The organism is Saccharopolyspora ipomoeae, from assembly GCF_029952525.1.
Classification (GTDB): domain Bacteria; phylum Actinomycetota; class Actinomycetes; order Mycobacteriales; family Pseudonocardiaceae; genus Saccharopolyspora; species Saccharopolyspora ipomoeae.
Map to the genome: position 1 here is coordinate 447,279 of NZ_JASAOF010000001.1, position 16,135 is coordinate 463,413.

22 protein-coding genes are annotated in these 16,135 nt (G+C 65.4%); 11 read left to right on the top strand and 11 right to left on the bottom strand.

Features of this window, described 5'->3' with window-relative positions:
- Positions 1-42: 42 nt before the first annotated feature.
- The 8 genes from gmk to QFW96_RS02180 all read right to left on the bottom strand — a co-directional run bounded on the left by gmk (position 43) and on the right by QFW96_RS02180 (position 5,980).
- Positions 43-645 carry a guanylate kinase gene (gene gmk, locus QFW96_RS02145; protein WP_281453752.1) on the bottom strand — a complete coding sequence of 201 codons (603 nt, stop codon included), beginning with the start codon at positions 643-645 and terminating at the stop codon, positions 43-45.
- Positions 642-959, bottom strand: coding sequence for an integration host factor, actinobacterial type (gene mihF / locus QFW96_RS02150; protein WP_093423896.1), 318 nt, complete (start codon positions 957-959; stop codon positions 642-644). Before mihF ends, gmk begins: the two co-directional genes overlap by 4 nt.
- A 496-nt stretch (positions 960-1,455) precedes the next feature.
- A complete protein-coding gene (locus tag QFW96_RS02155; RefSeq protein WP_281453753.1) occupies positions 1,456-2,229 on the bottom strand; it encodes an ESX secretion-associated protein EspG in 774 nt (257 codons plus the stop codon).
- A gap of 219 nt (positions 2,230-2,448) precedes the next feature.
- Positions 2,449-3,690 carry a hypothetical protein gene (locus QFW96_RS02160; protein ID WP_281453754.1) on the bottom strand — a complete coding sequence of 414 codons (1,242 nt, stop codon included), beginning with the start codon at positions 3,688-3,690 and terminating at the stop codon, positions 2,449-2,451.
- Between the two features lie 11 nt (positions 3,691-3,701).
- Positions 3,702-4,253: a DUF3558 domain-containing protein gene (locus QFW96_RS02165; RefSeq protein ID WP_281453755.1), complete on the bottom strand. Its 552-nt coding sequence runs from the start codon at positions 4,251-4,253 to the stop codon at positions 3,702-3,704.
- 17 nt (positions 4,254-4,270) lie between these two features.
- The gene (locus QFW96_RS02170) at positions 4,271-4,669 is read right to left on the bottom strand and encodes a PE domain-containing protein (protein ID WP_281453756.1); all 399 of its coding nucleotides are present in this window, start codon (positions 4,667-4,669) and stop codon (positions 4,271-4,273) included.
- Positions 4,670-4,911: 242 nt separating this feature from the next.
- Positions 4,912-5,112 carry a DUF397 domain-containing protein gene (locus tag QFW96_RS02175; protein WP_281453757.1) on the bottom strand — a complete coding sequence of 67 codons (201 nt, stop codon included), beginning with the start codon at positions 5,110-5,112 and terminating at the stop codon, positions 4,912-4,914.
- 16 nt (positions 5,113-5,128) lie between these two features.
- The gene (locus QFW96_RS02180; protein WP_281453758.1) at positions 5,129-5,980 is read right to left on the bottom strand and encodes a helix-turn-helix domain-containing protein; all 852 of its coding nucleotides are present in this window, start codon (positions 5,978-5,980) and stop codon (positions 5,129-5,131) included.
- A gap of 376 nt (positions 5,981-6,356) precedes the next feature.
- Here QFW96_RS02180 and QFW96_RS02185 point away from each other — a divergent pair, with 376 nt between their 5' ends.
- From QFW96_RS02185 to QFW96_RS02205, 5 genes are all read left to right on the top strand, one after another.
- Complete coding sequence (locus tag QFW96_RS02185; RefSeq protein WP_281453759.1) at positions 6,357-7,010, top strand: hypothetical protein; 654 nt, start codon at positions 6,357-6,359, stop codon at positions 7,008-7,010.
- Positions 7,011-7,121: 111 nt separating this feature from the next.
- A complete protein-coding gene (locus QFW96_RS02190) occupies positions 7,122-7,418 on the top strand; it encodes a hypothetical protein (protein WP_281453760.1) in 297 nt (98 codons plus the stop codon).
- Positions 7,418-9,091: an alpha/beta hydrolase gene (locus tag QFW96_RS02195; protein WP_281453761.1), complete on the top strand. Its 1,674-nt coding sequence runs from the start codon at positions 7,418-7,420 to the stop codon at positions 9,089-9,091. Before QFW96_RS02190 ends, QFW96_RS02195 begins: the two co-directional genes overlap by 1 nt.
- Before the next feature lie 96 nt (positions 9,092-9,187).
- Positions 9,188-9,673 carry an LppA family lipoprotein gene (locus tag QFW96_RS02200; RefSeq protein ID WP_281453762.1) on the top strand — a complete coding sequence of 162 codons (486 nt, stop codon included), beginning with the start codon at positions 9,188-9,190 and terminating at the stop codon, positions 9,671-9,673.
- 290 nt (positions 9,674-9,963) lie between these two features.
- Positions 9,964-10,413, top strand: a complete 450-nt coding sequence (locus tag QFW96_RS02205) for a hypothetical protein (RefSeq protein WP_281453763.1) — start codon at positions 9,964-9,966, stop codon at positions 10,411-10,413.
- 257 nt (positions 10,414-10,670) lie between these two features.
- On the opposite strand, the gene QFW96_RS02210 is transcribed toward QFW96_RS02205, so the two are convergent.
- A complete protein-coding gene (locus tag QFW96_RS02210) occupies positions 10,671-11,189 on the bottom strand; it encodes a hypothetical protein (RefSeq protein ID WP_281453764.1) in 519 nt (172 codons plus the stop codon).
- A gap of 373 nt (positions 11,190-11,562) precedes the next feature.
- On the opposite strand from QFW96_RS02210, the gene QFW96_RS02215 reads away from it, so the two are divergent.
- From QFW96_RS02215 to QFW96_RS02230, 4 genes are all read left to right on the top strand, one after another.
- Positions 11,563-11,874, top strand: a complete 312-nt coding sequence (locus QFW96_RS02215; RefSeq protein ID WP_281453765.1) for a hypothetical protein — start codon at positions 11,563-11,565, stop codon at positions 11,872-11,874.
- 1 nt (position 11,875) lies between these two features.
- Complete coding sequence (locus QFW96_RS02220; protein ID WP_281453766.1) at positions 11,876-12,448, top strand: hypothetical protein; 573 nt, start codon at positions 11,876-11,878, stop codon at positions 12,446-12,448.
- A 115-nt stretch (positions 12,449-12,563) separates the two neighbouring features.
- The gene (locus QFW96_RS02225) at positions 12,564-12,869 is read left to right on the top strand and encodes a hypothetical protein (RefSeq protein WP_281453767.1); all 306 of its coding nucleotides are present in this window, start codon (positions 12,564-12,566) and stop codon (positions 12,867-12,869) included.
- Between the two features lie 101 nt (positions 12,870-12,970).
- The gene (locus QFW96_RS02230) at positions 12,971-13,549 is read left to right on the top strand and encodes a dihydrofolate reductase family protein (RefSeq protein WP_281453768.1); all 579 of its coding nucleotides are present in this window, start codon (positions 12,971-12,973) and stop codon (positions 13,547-13,549) included.
- 67 nt (positions 13,550-13,616) lie between these two features.
- On the opposite strand, the gene QFW96_RS02235 is transcribed toward QFW96_RS02230, so the two are convergent.
- Positions 13,617-14,228 carry a TetR/AcrR family transcriptional regulator gene (locus QFW96_RS02235; protein WP_281453769.1) on the bottom strand — a complete coding sequence of 204 codons (612 nt, stop codon included), beginning with the start codon at positions 14,226-14,228 and terminating at the stop codon, positions 13,617-13,619.
- Positions 14,229-14,337: 109 nt separating this feature from the next.
- On the opposite strand from QFW96_RS02235, the gene QFW96_RS02240 reads away from it, so the two are divergent.
- Positions 14,338-15,015 (top strand): stage II sporulation protein M, encoded by a 678-nt coding sequence (locus tag QFW96_RS02240; RefSeq protein ID WP_281453770.1) that lies wholly within the window; start codon positions 14,338-14,340, stop codon positions 15,013-15,015.
- Between the two features lie 29 nt (positions 15,016-15,044).
- On the opposite strand, the gene QFW96_RS02245 is transcribed toward QFW96_RS02240, so the two are convergent.
- Entirely contained in the window at positions 15,045-15,761 is a 717-nt protein-coding gene (locus QFW96_RS02245) for a hypothetical protein (RefSeq protein WP_281453771.1), read from the bottom strand.
- Positions 15,762-15,876: 115 nt separating this feature from the next.
- Here QFW96_RS02245 and QFW96_RS02250 point away from each other — a divergent pair, with 115 nt between their 5' ends.
- Entirely contained in the window at positions 15,877-16,128 is a 252-nt protein-coding gene (locus QFW96_RS02250) for a hypothetical protein (protein WP_281453772.1), read from the top strand.
- Positions 16,129-16,135: the final 7 nt, after the last annotated feature.

The window sequence follows — 16,135 nt, forward strand, 5'->3', positions numbered from 1 at the left end:
TCGGGACGACGCGAAGGGACAGCGACCAGGATGACCTGGGCGTCACTTCTCGTGGCCGAGTATCAATCGTACCAATTCGCTGGTCGCGGACTGCAGGTCGGCGTTGACGACGGTCTCGTCGAACTCGGGTTCGGCGGCCAGTTCATCGCGCGCGGCGGCCAGGCGCTTCTCGACGACGTCGGCGGGCTCGGTGCCGCGACCGGTGAGCCGGTCGACGAGCTCGTCCCAGGACGGCGGCAGCAGCATGACCAGCTGCGCGTCCGGCCAAGCGGTGCGGACCTGGCGCGCGCCTTGCAGTTCGATCTCCAGCACTGCCGGACGGCCCGATTCGATGGCCTCTTCGACCGGCTTGCGCGGCGTTCCGTAGAAGTTGCCCGCGTAGCGGGCGTGTTCGAGCATCTCGCCGTCGGCGATCATCCGCTCGAACTCCGCGACGGAGACGAAGTGGTAGTGCACCCCGTCGACCTCACCCGGGCGCGGGGCCCTGGTGGTCGCGGACACGCTGAAGTACACCTCCGGCACCTGCCGGCGCACTTCGCCGAGCACGCTGGACTTGCCGACGCCGGAAGGCCCGGAAACGACGGTGAGCCGAGGCTCGCCCTGACGGACGATCCTCGGCTCAGCGCCGGCTTGTGCGTCGATCACTCGCCGCTGAACTCGGTGAGCAGCGCCTTGCGCTGCCGCTCGCCCAGCCCGCGCAGACGACGGCTGTTGGCGATCTCCAGCCGCTCCATGATCTGCTGCGCACGGACCTTGCCGACGCCGGGAAGGGCCTCGAGCAGGGCGGAGACCTTCATCTTGCCCAGAACCTCGTCGTTGTCGGCGGTGTCCAGGACCTCCGCCAGCGTGGTTCCGCCTCGCTTGAGGCGCTCCTTGAGCTCAGCTCGGGCGCGACGGGCGGCAGCCGCCTTTTCCAGAGCTGCTGCCCGCTGCTCCTCAGTCAGCTGGGGAAGGGCCACCATGTCCTCCGTGATGTGGGGTTTCGCTTGATCGGTGCGGGCGACGGTACCGAGTCCCGAAAGGCGGTTGCCCACGGGGGTCCCGGTTTTGCGGAACGGATCAGTCCGCCCCACCGCCCTGGCCCTTGAAGTTCTACCCGTACAAGGCGTGCACGAGCACGGGGCCGCTGCAAGTCCTATCAACAAAGCCGCTGAAGTGCACTAATCTCGGCCAAACTTATCGGAATGTGTCCGATTTCCGCACAGTTGAGCCACGTGGAGGCCATCTCCGCAGGTCACAACGGCGTAAAACACTCCCCGAACGGACGCGCCCCGAAGGTCTGCTCTATGATGAAAGTTGATCTTGTTTATCGGCGATTTCTTCCACTCAGCGGAAAAGGTGGTCCTGCGATGTGGCACCGCGACACCCGGGCGTGCCGCTCCCCCAGACGCGCCGGAGCCCCGGGCGCGTAACACCCGAGGCTCCGGCAGCAGATCCGTTACCGCCTGTTCACGACTACAGCGTCTTGGTCAGGTCTTGAACTCGGGTGACCATGCGCTGGCGGTCGATGGGGGCGACCGTGGTCCAGCCCTCGTCGCTGCGGTGGCTGTTCTCGATCATGTACCAGCCCTTGGCGTTGGCGAAGAAGTTGGTGACCATCGGAGCTCGGTGGCGCTTGCCGTGGCCGTCCATGACGGCGTAGCCGACCTGCGCGTAGGCGGTGCGCGCCCCACCGGCCATCTCCACGAGCGCCTTGGCCTCCTCGCGCCGAACCCCTTGCCGCACAAGCGCTTCCGCCATCTCGCGGTCGTTGCCGGCCGACTTGGCGGCGGTTTCCATCGCCGCGCTGCGCAGCGAGACGCCCTTGCCGGGGCCGGCCTTGACGTCGTCGGGCAGCACGCTCACGATCGCCCGCACCATCGAGTCCGCGGGCAGCGTCTGCACGGTCACGGCCTCCTCGGTGAGCACCGCGAGGGTGGCGTGACCGCGGGTGCAGGCCACCATGCCCGCCACGATGCGCTGAGCGCCGTCGGGCGTGCGCCGGCGGAAGTTGATGTCGAAGGCCCGCTCGTAGCGCGTGAGCGGCAGCAGGGCCCCCTGGATGTCCTCTTCCCGCATCTCGTTGCCGAACCCGAGGTTCTGCAGCTCCTCGCGCGCGCGAGCCTCGACCTGGCGCCGCTCGGATTCGAGGATGCCTTCGGGCAGGACGTTGAGCACGAGGGGTTTGGTGCCGAGGTTGAAGTACTTCCACGCCTCGTGGAAGCCCTGCTTCGACAGCTCGATCTTCACCGGTTCTCCCCAGCCAGACAGTGTGGACGGCACCGACTCGATCGCGTCCACGATGTGATCCGAGTTGTTCACTGATTGGTCCAGTTCTCAGCCGTTCGGAAGCCCATGACGCACGGCCGCCCCCCCACAGTCCGAGCACTGATCGTCCGCGTTGTTCCAAGAGTTAGTGGGCGGCACCGAAGCGGTGCCGCCCACTAGCTGATCTGCGATTTCGAGCACTTACCGCTGGTTGTCCCAGTCACCGAAGACCGGCGGGGCCACCTTCGGCAGGTCCTCGTCGAAGACGCCCTGGTCGCCGACGAGGTAGTCGGGGGTCTCGTGCTCGAGGTCGTCCTCGCCTTCCTGACCCCGGCCGCGCGCACCCGCGCCCGCACCGGCGCCGGCACCCCCGCGACCACCGGCGCCACCAGCACCGCCGACCCCGGAGCCGGAGGCTCCACCGAGACCACCCATGCCCGAGCGCCCACCGGCACCCATCCCGGCACCAGCACCGCGACCCCCGGCACCCGAACCGGCCCCCAGGCCACGGCCCGCACCAGCACCGCTGCGGCCACCGGCACCACCGGCACCACCGCGGCCACCCGCGCCCGTACCGGGACGACCGGCACCCAGACCGGGCGCACCGCCGGGGTAACCCGGAGTACCGGGACCACCGGGCACGCGACCAGCGCCGCTGCCACCGGGGTTCTGGCCCGAGCCCGAGCCACCACCGGGCAGGTTCGCCCAGGCAGCACCCGTACCGGCGGAACCGCCACCGTAGGAACCACCACCGGCACCGGCGCCCGCCAGGCTGCCGCCACCGGAACCCGAGCCACCGGCCCAAGCACTGGAGGTCGACGACGGAGACGAGTAACCGGAGTCCACACCCCCGACGCTCGGACCGGAGGAACTGCTCACGCCACCGTCAGGCTGAGCCACCGTCGGCGGCGCCTCGAAGACGGCACTGCTCGACACGTTGCTCTGCGACGTGTCCTGGTAAGTGGTGAAGGCCTGGACAGCCTCCTGCCGAAGCTGCTCGTTGTGCGCCTTCGCGTCCTCGGCGTCAGTCGAACCGGTCCAGAAGCTGTCCCAGCCCTCTTCGAACCAGTTGTCGTCCGGGACGGACTCTTCTTCGCTCTTGGCCGGGATCGACGTCTGGACCTTCTTGAACGCCTCGCCCTGAGCCGTCATCTGCTGCGACTGGAGCTTCGCGCTGTCCGCCGTGATCTCGGTCCACAGCACGACCGGCATGGCCTGGTCCTTCATGGCCTCACCGGACTCCGCCTGCATGAACGCACCGACGGACTTCAGCTTGTCGTTGAGCCGCGTCTTCAGATCACGCATGTACTGGTCTTCGGAGTTCCACAAGGTGGACTGCTCGTACAGCGCCTCAGCGCCCGAACCGCCCTGGACCCAGTTGCGCATCTGCGTCAGCTGCGCACCCTCGAAGCTCGTGGGTTCAAAGTGTCTGTTGTCGGTCACCGCCTACCCCCTCAGGCATTCGGAAGATTCTGAACGACGGCCTCGGCGACCTTCTGCATGACGTCGCAGCCGTTTACCGCTTGGTCCCTCGACAAGCCGTACGCCATGACGGAGCCCTGATCTGAGACGTCGACGACGACTGTGCAGTTCCGAGCACTTACCTCGGCCTTCGCGGCCGGGTAACCAGCAACAGTGATCGGCTGCGTGCCCGGCTTCGACTGCACGAACTGCTGGAAGGTCTGCTTGGTGGTAACCGCGACGAAGGCGTTCCACCCTGCTTGCGTTCCCGCGTCGCCGGACGCGAACGTGCAGCCAGGCATGCCGTTCGACTCCCTCGCCTGCGGAGGCTGATCGGCCCCCACGGACTGCTGCTGTTCCGGAGTCAACACGCCGCATGCGTCAGCGACCTGCAGCGACTTCGCCGGGGCAGTACGGGAAGAGCTCGGCGGCGCCGGGGCCTCGGTCGGAACGCTGCTCGGAGGCTCGGGAGTGGCACCGCCACCCGAGCACCCCGCGAGCACGACGCTCGCGAAGACCGCACCGACGGTGAGCCCTTTACGCAAGATTCCTCCTAGAACACTCAAGACTTGAAGCTGAGAGAAGCCGTGTCGTCGTCCGTGCGCACCTGCTGCGCACTTTGCCGCAGCGCGTTGGCCGCGTCCCTGAACACAACAGCGAGCTTCGCGTAGTTCTCCATGTACGCGTTGGGCCCACCTGCGCCGACCTGTCCGAAGGTCGTGGCAGAACCGGTGCTGACCGGGTCGCTGCCCGGAGCTGGGACCTCTGCGAGCATCGTGATGTCGGCTTCGCGGTTCTCCAGCTTTTCGGCCTCGTCGTCGAAGAAGCGAGCGAGCTCATCGACCTTGTCCGGCTGGATCCGCATCGAGCCGCCAGCGGCCTGAGCCTGCGCGTACGCCGCCTTCTCGCCGATGTTGGTGATGGTCTCGCCGATCTGACCCCAGATGTTCGGGAACGTCATGCCGCGCCTCCCTCGCTGTTCACGCTGAACTCCCCTTGTCCACGTGCCGTCGCAGTGAGGGCGACGGACATCCACTTGCCAGCGTGGCAAACGTTAGCGCACGGGTGCACGCGCGTGTAGCGAAGTTGGTCAAAACAGGAACCGGCAGACGAGTGAATTGGATCTCAGATCATCGCTAGGGGCTTCCCAACCACTTGATCTTGTGTTCAAGCCCCTACCGACCCCTATTCGCCAGGACTCCGTCAGGAGAAGCGGCCGTCACGGATTCCGCGGACGAACGACGTCCATGCGACCTGGTCAAACGCCAGATGCTGACCTGCAGGGTTCTTCGAGTCACGAGCGAGCACGTCGTCCCCCGCGAATGCGACCTCGACGCAGTTGCCGTAGTTGCTGCTCCGGCTGCTCTTGCGCCACCTGAGTTCCGAGCGATCCGGCGTTGTCACCAGCGACCCCTTGCCCTCACGACAACCTGTCGGCGATGGAGTTCATCATGCCTACCGAATCCTCCGCGGAGAGCGCGACCTCGTGCAACCGCCGAAGGGATTCTTTCGCCGATGCCACGTGCTCGGCTTCTTCGAGGAAGGCACTGCTCCCGCGGTTCTCCAGGTAAACCAGGCTGGGGAGGCTCCCGAAGTCGTAGACGACGAAGGGCCCGGAAAGGCCCGGGTGCACGACCACCTCGGTCGGCAGTACCAGGACTGTGATGTTGGGTTGGCTCGCCGCAGACACGAGGTGCCGGAGCTGTCTGAACATCACACCCGGACCACCAGCCGGTCGCTCGAGGATGCTCTGCTCGATCAGCGCGGTGAAGTGCGGTGCAGAAGGCCGGTTAAGCACTGTCTGGCGGCCGAGACGCGCTGTGACGAGCGTGTCTACCTCGGCGAAGTTCAAGTCCGGATCAGTCCCGTGAACGATCGCGGTCGCATACTCGACCGTCTGCAAAAGACCAGGTATCAGCGTCGTCTCGTAGTTGGAGATCGCATACGCCTCACGCTCGAAACGCACCATCTCATCCCACATCGCTGGTAGACGCCCGTTCTGCACCTGCCACCAGTTGGGCATGGACGCGTTCCGGACCAGGCTCAACAGCTCTTCCCGCTGCTTCGCCGGCACCCGGTACAACCCGAGCAGCGCCGACACGTCGTCGGCCCGCAACCCCCGCTGCCCGGACTCCATCCGAGACAACTTGCTCATGGACATCCCCAGCGCCCCAGCAACCTCCTCAGCCCCGAGCCCACTCCGAAACCGAAGCTCCCGAAGCTCACTCGAAACCCGCCGAACCCGAACAGGAACCCCAACACGCCCACTCATCAAGTCCTCCGATCAAGACCAACAACGCGATCACAATCGGCACTTGCCCAAAGGGCACGTAAGAGAACCCCCACGGATTCAGCCACCGGATACAACGAGGCAAACCCAACAGTTCCACCAATCACTCCAGGTGACGACCGCGCCTTCTCTACGCTGCCACCGTCCACGGGCACGCCTTCAGGGGGACTTCTGTGTCGAATCAGCCGGGTTGGAACCAGCAACCCGCAGCAGAACCGGCAGCCGGATGACCTGTGGTCCGAGCTGGTCAGCACCGCCAGCACAAGACCGCCACCAAATGCGGTCAATTCGGACCAAGGTTGCCCGTTTGATCACGAAACCCGAACACGCTGAGCATCCCGCGTGGTAGTTAACGCAGGTGCCAATACCTGTACCCGCACAAACCGCCCTCATCAGCGCGTTCACTGCTGGAATCATCACGCTCGTAATCGAGTACGCGGCGAAGCCTCGCCTGGAGGCCCGCAAAGACCGGATCGTCGAGCACCAGCGAGCTCATCGAGAGATGTTGTCCCGCCTACTCGGTTTAACGAAGGACTTGATGCCGGTCATCACCCTTTCGTTTCCAGGCCCCGGGTGGGAGATGGCTAAAGCAGCACTCGATGCCAACCGCGAGCAGTGCAACCAGCTCTACAACGAGTTCGTGAAGTTCCAAGAGTCGCTTGGCAAGCGGCAGCAGAAGACCGTCGCCACCCTCTTGCTTTCCGTACCGACCAGAGTCAAGACCCTCGACTTCATCGTGTTCATGTACGAGTCCAGCGGGATCATCGACGAAGAGAAGAAGCGTCTCGGACCGGGCGAGAAGCTGCCTATGGCCCCCACCATCGAAGGACTGGTGTACGCGATGATCGAAGACATCGCCGCTGCATACACAGCACTTCAGCTCTCCCGCGCTCGACCGTGGTCCTACCACTTCCGCCTGCGGCATCTGATCAGGCGACACGAAGAAGTCCAACAAGGTTTGCTGGGTCACCAGCCTCCTACCGTGAACGACCAAGCTGCGGCATCTTCCTAGATCTCGACACCGACCAAAGCAGGCATCGCTCCTCCGCCCGAGTGACCTCGGGGAAATCACACCTCGCGTTGGCCCCACGTTGATATGGTCCCGGCCGCTGGGGAGGGGTAAATGACTGTTCACGTGCTCGTTGACGAGCTGCACAAGTCCGCCGAGGCAACTCGCTCCGGGGCCGATCAGGCCCGGGCGTCGAAGCTCGATTCCGCGACCGACAAGATCGCGCAAGCACTGCCCGGATCGACTTCGGCACCGGCCGCGTCGAGCACGGGTCGGAGCTGGACGTCGTCGGTCCAAAGTTGGTGCCGATCCGCTGGTGAACACGTGGACGCCTTGCAGGCGAGCGCCGAGCAGTACTCCTCGGGTGACCAGGGCGCAGCATCCGACCTGCGCTCGGCAGGTGGCCGCTGATGCCGACCATCGCCGATGTCCGCAAGTGGAAGCCGGAAACGCTGGACGAAGCCGTCGACGACCTCAAGCGCGAAGAGGACCGCTTTGTCCGCCTGGACGACGAACTCACCGCGGGACGTCCCGCCAACTGGCAAGGCGATGCGGCCAAGGCAGCCGAAGAACGCCACAAGGCGCTCGGGGATCAGCTCAAAGAGCTGGTCATGGAAGTAGCGGCTGTACGGCGCGCCCTGATCGCCACCGTCGCAGAGGTCGAGGCCGTACGTCGCCAGCTCGAGGAAGCCGACGCCCTGGCACGCAGTTACCAGTTCAAGATCACCGACAACGGGCGGATCGAAGACCTCCGAGGCGCCGAGCACGGGCCCGGCGACCAGGACTACGACGAGGACTTTCACCGCGAGCACCAAGTGCGCCCCGAGCTGGAGGACCGTGTCGAGCGACTACTTCAGCAAGCGAAGGACGCGGACTCCGAACTCACCAAGGTGTTGCGCGACGCCGACCTCAACCTGATGGAGACCGACGCCGCCAACCTCGCCGAGGCAGCGGCAGCCGGTGACGCACGCGGTCTTGGAGAGACGATCGAACCGCCACCCCCAGGTAGCCCGGCCGACAACGCACGCTGGTGGAACTCGCTTCCCGCATCGACGCAGGCGGCAATGGCCGAATCGCCCCCGGGCTGGCTGGGCAACATGGACGGCATCCCTGCGGGCATTCGCCACACCGCCAATGTCAACCGCATCGACGACGAACGCGTCATGCTTCAAGCTGACGCATCTCGTCTCCGAGCCAAGATCAACGGCAACTACCCGGGCCCAGGCGGTGGTCTGCAGCGTGCCAACGACCAGCGCGAACTCGACCGCGTTGACGGAAAGCTCAAGTCACTGCATGAAATCGAGACCGTGGTCGGCCGCGGTGACCGTCAGCTCCTCGTGATGGACAGTTCCGGCGAGCGGATGAAAGCCGCGGTCGCCATCGGTGATGTGGACAAAGCCAGCAACGTCGCCGTGTTCACGCCCGGGCTCGAAAGCGCAGTGGAGAAAGGCAGCCTCGGCGACTACGACCAGTCCATGGCCGGCGTTCAGCGTGAAGCCGAACGGGTCGTGGCCAGGGAAGGCGGCAGTGTGGCCGCCGTGACCTGGATGGGTTACGAAGCTCCCCAGCTCGATGAGACGCTTCAGCCAACGGACTCCGTTCTCGGTTCCACAGCTGCGAGGCAAGGAGGGGACGCATTGGCAGACTTCTATCGAGGGGTCAACGAATCGCGTCCGGACGATCCCCATCTGGTGGCTTTGGGACACTCATACGGATCTACGACTACCGGTTATGCGCTCCAGCACGAGGGCACGGGGGTGGGCTCGGCAGTCGTGATGGGCTCTCCCGGAGTCGGTACCTCGGGCGATCTTGAGGTCCCTGACGAACGAACCTACAACCTGGACTCCTCGGGTGACCTCGTGGCCAAAGCGCCTTGGTTCGGTGCTGATCCGACAATCATGCCCTCCGTTGACAACCTGTCCACGGACGAGACGGTTACCCCTGATGGCCGTCAGCTACGAGACTCCTCTGGTCACAACACCGGCGGCGGCGAAGGCTATCTCGATAGAGGAACCACGAGTCACTACAACGTCAGCAGGGTCGTTGCCGGCCATGACGACGAGGTCGTCGACTCGCTCGGATGACGTGTCGAAACGATGGTGATGAACATTTCGGTCTTGAAGCGCTCAGCTCTCCTGCTACTCGTATCCGTGCTACTCGGAGCCTGCGGAGGAAATGACGTGATCTCGAAGCACGGCGGCTCGATCGAGGAGCAGCAGGCCGAGTTGATGCGACGTCCGAGCATGGAGGAAGCCTCTGCGCGCTACCAGGAGATGCTGGCTCGCATGCGCGACGCGTTGACCGCGCGATTCCCGTGGATGCAGTGGCAGACATCCGAGGACGTCCTGCGCTCGGGCTGCGCGGAGTTCGACGCGTACAAGGACGACCTGGAAACGCAGGAGCTCGGGATCTGGGTCGCGTTCGGCACGCTTCCCGAAGAGGAATGGCCTGAAGCTCAGCGGATCGCGACCGACATCGGCGCCTCGTACGGCTTCGCACCGCCCCGCGTCTTCTCGACCAAGCCCGGCGACCACCACATCACCGCCCTCGACGGCTTCCGAGCAACGTGGGGCCTGTCCGGCGGCAACAACATCTCGCTGTCCGGCAACACCGGCTGCCACCTCCCACAAGCAGCAAAGGACCGCATCGCGGCGACGGGCCAGTAACGACGTCGTCTCCGCCCAAGCTGGTTTCGAAGCGCGGTGGCTACTTAGATTCACGACGTTGGCAGCACCTGGCCCAAGTCGTCCCATGACATCGGCGACGGCAGCGTCACCGACGGGGACCGGTCCGAATGGCGGTACAACGGATGAGCACAGGTTTCCCGCAAACGCCGTATCCCCGCCCCTCACAGCACGGCGGTGCGGTTCCACTCGCACCCCTGCAGGCCAAGAAGATCAGGTGGATCTGCCCGTCAGTCGGGCTGACATCACTTGCGGCAAGTGCCGTGCTCGGAGTGGCGATCTACACACAACGAAGCGAACTCCCCGCTGCGACTGTCGGCACCACCGGAATCAACGTTCTCATGGGAATCCTCTCAGCCTTCTTCTGCTTCTGCGCATGCGCCGCCTTGACCACTGGACGCTTCAGCGCAGCAGATGACTACCTGAACCTGACGTTCGCCGCTAACACGCGGCGAGCTCTCGGGGCTCTCTTTGCCGCAGCACTCACCACCTCTGGAATCGCAGCCGTCATGTTCGTCGCGACCGTGGGTGCATCGCAGAGCTGGGAGCCCGCAAAGCGACTCGAGATCAACGGGCAGACCATCGGGTATCTCGTACTGCTCCTGGCACCTTTCCTGTTGTCAGCGTTGAACGCAGTCATCGGCTGGGTCCACCTTCGACCACCAAAAACACCGCCACAGGCCTGGCCAAATCCGTACGGAGGCATGGCACCACCGCACTAGTACTCCAGCCGGGGCAATCACGGCTTCGACCCGCAGTTCATCCCACCGCAAGCCCAGCAGGCCGCCACACTCGACTTCGCACAGCAAGTCGCCAAAACACTCGGCACGCCGACGTAGAGGTTGACACCCGTGATCTTGTCGAGGCGCAGTTTTCATGAAAACTGCACCGCCTCCCCACGCCCCCAAACCGGGGTTTCAACTGAAACCTCACCCACCCCACAAAACGAGAACGCGCTGGCGGGGTGTCCGAGGCAGCGTCACGGACGCAGGGTGCGCGTCATCGTGATCCAGGCGGCGCCGCCGACGATGGCAGGCAGAACCAGTAGGACCAGGTACGCCAGAACCTCGCCGCGGAACTCGACGGGCGGGTGCCAGCTCGATCCTCCCGACGTCGAAACCACGAGCACCATCGCAGCCAGGCCGAAACCACTGGTCACGAAGTTGCCGATCCAGAAGACCAAGGCCGCGCGACGCAAGTTCCCGGACGAGGTGACGTTGAGCTGCCCGGTCTTCACACATCCCCGACTGGCGAGCGCCAGCGCCCCGATCAGGAGCGAGAAGAGGGACGTGACACCGAGCATTCCGGCCACGACGAAGCTCAGCGGGTCGTAGGAAGTCGGGAGGAAGAAGGTCCACGGCACCCCGACTGCACCGATGATCAACGAAAACGGGATGGCCATCAGCCCGACCAGTGCCGACCGGGTCCGCACGCTTCGCAGCTTGTCCGGAGCGACCTGGACGAAGCGTTCAGGCGGCTGCAGAACAACCGGAATCATCGCTGAGCCTCCCAATTCGACTCGTCCCCATCGCGGATCCGCTGCCCTGCGTCCAGGGAGGTGTGAGAGTCACGGCTAACCCGCCAATCAGAATCGTCTCGACCACTCACCCTACATCCGGGAAGATCACCAGACATCCACATCGCGGCGCACCTGGCCAGGATGCGACCGGCTAGGCGCCCCGCGCCGACCAGGACGAACTGCTCATCAGTTGCGGAACGACCGGAACCGTCAGAACACCTTCCTATCGATAAATCAAGCACCAAATACATAGCGGACAACCTGGACTGTGCTCCGTGCCACGACCCCCAGGTATCGGGCCAATTGCTACCTTGACCCGACGTCAACGACCGCATTGATTGGGTGATCAGGCGTGGCCAACGGCTTCCGCGTCAACATGGAGAAGCTAACCCGGCTCGTGAACGATCTCGATCGCGCTGCCGACAGCATCACCGACGCCAACAACAAGCTGGCCAATGCACGCGGTCGTGACCTCGGAAGCCTCGGTATCGATAGCGCAGCCGAGGACTTCCGCGACCGGTGGCAGGACGGGATCAAGAAAATCGCCGAAGGCGCCAATGGGGCAGTCTCCGTCATCACCAACTCGTTCCCAGACTGGGAGCGAGTATGTGTACTGGGCCTCGAAATCTTCGACACGTTCGGATGGGAGCCGCTCAGCGGTTGACATGGCACAAGAATCCGACAGTGCGCGTTTCCACGAACAAGACCGCGAGTTGGCCCGCAGGACCGCCGCGCAACTCGCAGGCGAATCCACGTCCGTAATCCACTTCGCAGCCCGCAAGGTGGTCTACGACGTACCGGGCCGCAGGCGAAATGGAACACAGCAGAGCACGGGAGCGACGCGGGTCCTGCAGATGATCGTCATGGCACCGCTCGCCATCCTCTACATTCCCGTCATGCTGTTCCTCAGCCTCCTCGCCGAGGCCGGGATCCAGCTCCACTCACGGCGTGCCCGTCAGGTCTCCGTTCACGGAGATCGAGCATGCACAACGCCGTCTTTCGCCGACGCCGTCCGTGCATCCGAAGGCAGCCTGTGGCTCGCTTGGTCCAAATCCCAAGTCACGCTGATGACGACGAGCGATCACGGACCGCAGGTCGTGTGGCGGTCGTCTCGACAGGATCGGCCCGAACTCAAGATCGCCAAAACCACCGTCCGCTGGGCCGACGGATCCCGCGTCGAGTTCGATCTCAGCCCTGAGGAGCGGCAGCGAGTCACGGAGCGCAACGGCACCCCGTGAACGACCAGGCATCGCTGACGACCGTCAAGCGTTCAGTTCTAAGCCCAGCAGCCACGGGCTCGTCCCGAGCTCATCCACCCGAAATGTGCTGACTCGGCCGAAGGGGAAGGGTGTCATGCCGATGCAGTCCGCGACTCCTGCGCGACGCCGCTGGTTGCGGGTGGTGTGGATCGCGACGTTCACTCCGATCTGCGCGGGCCTGCTCATCGCCGGCCTCGCGTTCCACTGGGCGTTCTTGCCCGCTGCCGTGCTCTGGTTCGCGGCCCTGGGGTGTGTGCTCCGCATGGAGTCCCTCGACCACCGGACACGCTCTGCCGCCGAAGCATCACCACGGCAGCAGCTGGCCAAGGCCGGGTGGTTGCTGCTCGCGATCGTCCTCATCACCACGAGCGCAGTTGTCGTGAACGCGGTCCTCGGATGATCCGCTGCTGCGCATCACGCGCGCTCCGGTGAGCGACCTGCACCGATGAGTTCTTTCGGTTGGGGTGGTCTACCTGGACACACCCGAGGTTGGAGGGGCGCATGGCGAAGTCGGTGTTGTACATGTCGATGTCGTTGGACGGGTTCATCGCCGGGCTTGGGGACGGGCCGGGGAACGGGCTCGGTGACGGTGGTCTTCGGCTTCACGAGTGGCTCGGCGAGCCCGTTGCGGGGTATCCGCACTTCGACCCGCCTGGGGTGAGCGGGCAGGTGTTCGCCGAGGTCATGGCGACCGGGGCTGTCGTCGTCGGCCGGAAAACCTTCGACTACGCCGGGCGCTGGGACGGTGATCATCACGGCGTGCCGATCTTCGTGCCCACCCGCGGCACTCCGCCGGAGCCGCAGAGCGGCTGGGTGCACTACGTGCCCGACGTCGCGACCGCGATGCGCGAGGCCAAGGCTGCCGCCGGGGACGCGAACGTGATGGTGCACGGCGCTTCCCTCGCGCAGTCGCTGCTGCGCGAGGGCCTGCTCGACGAGCTGGAGATCCACCTGATTCCAGTGGTCCTCGGCGAGGGACGACGGCTGTTCGGCTCCGACCACGTCGAGTTCGAACTGATGCGCGTGCTCGACGCACCCGGTGTCACGCACCTGCACTACCGAGTCCTGCCCTCGTCGTGAACGGGTCTGGGCGCAGTTTTCATGAAAACTTCCCCCACCCCCACCAAAGCACCCGGCCGGGTGCGCCTCAGCGCGGTGCGGCTCCGTCGTTGAGCACAGCGGTGACCGCGAGCGCGAGGGTGTGCTTCTCGAATCCGATGCGGCTGTGCGCGCCGGGGAAGGCGCGCTCGAACGAGAGGCCGTTGACGACCGTGAGCAGGAATCGGGCCTGTTGTTCGAGGTCGCCGGGGGCGAGTGCGTCCTCGGCGCGCAGCACCGCGAGCCAGCGTTCGACGCGGTCCACGGCGAGGCGCTCGATCGCGAGGAACGCGTGGGTCGAGTCCTCCGCCGGAGGTGAGGCGACGTAGGCGTCGTGCAGAGAGGTCAGGGTCCGCCGCGCCTCATCTCCCGCGCCGGTGGCAGCGAGCAGCAGCTGAAGGCATGCCTCAAGTCGCTCGGCCGGACCCCGCGAGGTGTCCGCCATCGGATCGTCCGGGACGTCGAGCGTCTGCAGGCCTGCGACGACGGTGTCGATCAGCTCCTGCTGGGTCGGGAAGAAGTGCCGCAGCGAGCCGGTGCTCACGCCCGCGCGCGCTGCGACCGCGCGCACGCTGAGGCGGGCGGTCGGGTCCTCGCCGAGCATCGTCGCCGCGGCGATGAGGATCTTCGACCGCGTATCGCCCTTGCTGGAATCGCTCATGCCACTTCCTCTATCACGCTGTGTTAGCGTATCGCTCGGCTGTATTACAGCGTACTAGTCGCACGTGTCCGGATCGGATCCGCCGAGCCGGAGCCGAGAGGAGCGCGACATGCCGTCAACGACTCACGAACCCGAGCAGCTGATATCGCACCGAATTCCCTTGCGGCGACGTCCTTTCCACCTCATACGGGAAAACCTGCGCCCTTATCTGATCATCAACGCCGGCGCGTACGGGCTCACGCTCGTCGGGCTCGTCGTCGGAATGCTCTTCCCCGAGCTCAACGAGACCCAAGCGGCCGCTCTGGTCGACGACGGCACGGCCGGGCTGGTCACCGAGCTCGTGCACACGCCACCGCTGTTCGCGCTGGTGATCCTCGCGGTGAACGTCTTCCGCCTCAGCCTTCTCACGATCGTGGTTCCGTCGCTGGTGGTGCCCTTCGCCGGGCTGGCCTTCTTCGCCTACTGGGCCGTCGAAACGGGCATCACGCTGGCACCGGTCACGCCCCAGGCGGCGGTGGCGATGATCCCCCACTCGCTCACGATCATCATCGAGCTCCAGGCCTACGTCCTGCTGCTCCTCGGCAGCTTCCTGCTCGGACGAGCCTGGGTGGCGCCAGGCGCGACCACCCGCAGACAGGGCTACGCCCGGGGGCTCCGGCACCTCGGCCTCCTGGCCCTCCCGGCGCTCGCGCTCCTGGTGGTGGGCGCGATCTGGGAGGCGTACTCGCTGCGCTACCTCGTGCACCCGCTCAGCCAGTGGCTCCTGCAGTCGGCGCAGTTTTCATGAGAACTGCGCAGTCACCGGAATCCCCCAGGTCACGACGTCGTGAACGCCTCGAACGTGGCGTCGTGGGCCAGTTCCACGACGCTGGGACCGTAGGTGCCGGGTTCGACGACTCGCAGGATGAGGCAGAAGCGCTTGCGCAGGCCGTAGGTCCGCATCAGGCGGGTGTGGTTGCGCTGGAGGTAGCGGGCGGCGGCGCGGTTGCTGACCGAGGTCTGGCCGCAGATCAGGAACGCCGGCTTGTCATCGCGCTCGCGCTGGATCTTGGCCAGCGCGACGTACTCCGCGCGCCCCATCTCGACCGGGAAGCGGCGCTCGCCGACGCTGATCGTGACGCCCTCCGGGTCGTCCTCGTACAGCGCGTGGCGCAGGTTCGGCACCGCGGAGCGCAGGTGGGCCGCGGTGCGGTGGTTGGCATCGGGGCCACCGATGCAGAACTCGGCCTTGTCCGCCGCGCCCTGGTAGACGTCGTCGTGGAAGACGACCTCGGGCCTGGCCCGGCAGTCACCGAGCACCGTCGACAGCTCCAGCAGCGCCGCCGCGTCGTTGCGGTGCACGCTGCGGTCCCGGTTCGACGAGGCGTGCCGGGGTACGACCACCAGGCACTCATCGCCGCCGGTCAGACCGAAGAAGACCTGCATCCGCCGCGTCTTGCGCAAGGCCAGCGCCTTGGTCACCAACCACACGGCCGAACCCGTGATCACGCTGGCGATGATGTTCAGCGAGACGTTCCACGCATCACCCGACACAGCACCCGCCCCCAAGATCGACTCACGGGCAGGCTATCGACCGAGAACCCACGGCAAACCGCTTTTCAGCGGATCCCGCAGCACATCCCCACTCGACCCTGATAAGCATCTGGGCATGACTTCGCCAGCTCCTCAGTCCCGGTATCCGGCGTGTGCGCTGTGCGGTGGGACCTTCGTCGGCGGGATGCGGATGACCAGCCAGTACAAGACCGGGGTCTTCCCGTTCCGAAAGCGGATGTGGGTCAATCCGCTCTCCACGCTGAGCGCTGTGGTGTGCCTGGGGCGCGGGCACACGAAGCTCTTCGCCGACGAGCTCAACCGGCTCCGCTTCGAGGCGCAGCAGCACCCCGAGATCTTCGACTGGTAGCGGGTCA

What these genes read in the sequence shown, in the direction of transcription:
- QFW96_RS02220 (WP_281453766.1), top strand. Translation starts at nt 11,876, where the DNA reads ATGGCACAAGAATCCGACAGTGCGCGTTTCCACGAACAAGACCGCGAG.
- QFW96_RS02190 (WP_281453760.1), top strand. Translation starts at nt 7,122, where the DNA reads ATGACTGTTCACGTGCTCGTTGACGAGCTGCACAAGTCCGCCGAGGCA.
- QFW96_RS02210 (WP_281453764.1), bottom strand. Translation starts at nt 11,189, where the DNA reads ATGATTCCGGTTGTTCTGCAGCCGCCTGAACGCTTCGTCCAGGTCGCT.
- QFW96_RS02195 (WP_281453761.1), top strand. Translation starts at nt 7,418, where the DNA reads ATGCCGACCATCGCCGATGTCCGCAAGTGGAAGCCGGAAACGCTGGAC.
- QFW96_RS02235 (WP_281453769.1), bottom strand. Translation starts at nt 14,228, where the DNA reads ATGAGCGATTCCAGCAAGGGCGATACGCGGTCGAAGATCCTCATCGCC.
- QFW96_RS02225 (WP_281453767.1), top strand. Translation starts at nt 12,564, where the DNA reads ATGCCGATGCAGTCCGCGACTCCTGCGCGACGCCGCTGGTTGCGGGTG.
- QFW96_RS02240 (WP_281453770.1), top strand. Translation starts at nt 14,338, where the DNA reads ATGCCGTCAACGACTCACGAACCCGAGCAGCTGATATCGCACCGAATT.
- QFW96_RS02170 (WP_281453756.1), bottom strand. Translation starts at nt 4,669, where the DNA reads ATGACGTTCCCGAACATCTGGGGTCAGATCGGCGAGACCATCACCAAC.
- QFW96_RS02250 (WP_281453772.1), top strand. Translation starts at nt 15,877, where the DNA reads ATGACTTCGCCAGCTCCTCAGTCCCGGTATCCGGCGTGTGCGCTGTGC.
- QFW96_RS02180 (WP_281453758.1), bottom strand. Translation starts at nt 5,980, where the DNA reads ATGAGTGGGCGTGTTGGGGTTCCTGTTCGGGTTCGGCGGGTTTCGAGT.
- QFW96_RS02230 (WP_281453768.1), top strand. Translation starts at nt 12,971, where the DNA reads ATGGCGAAGTCGGTGTTGTACATGTCGATGTCGTTGGACGGGTTCATC.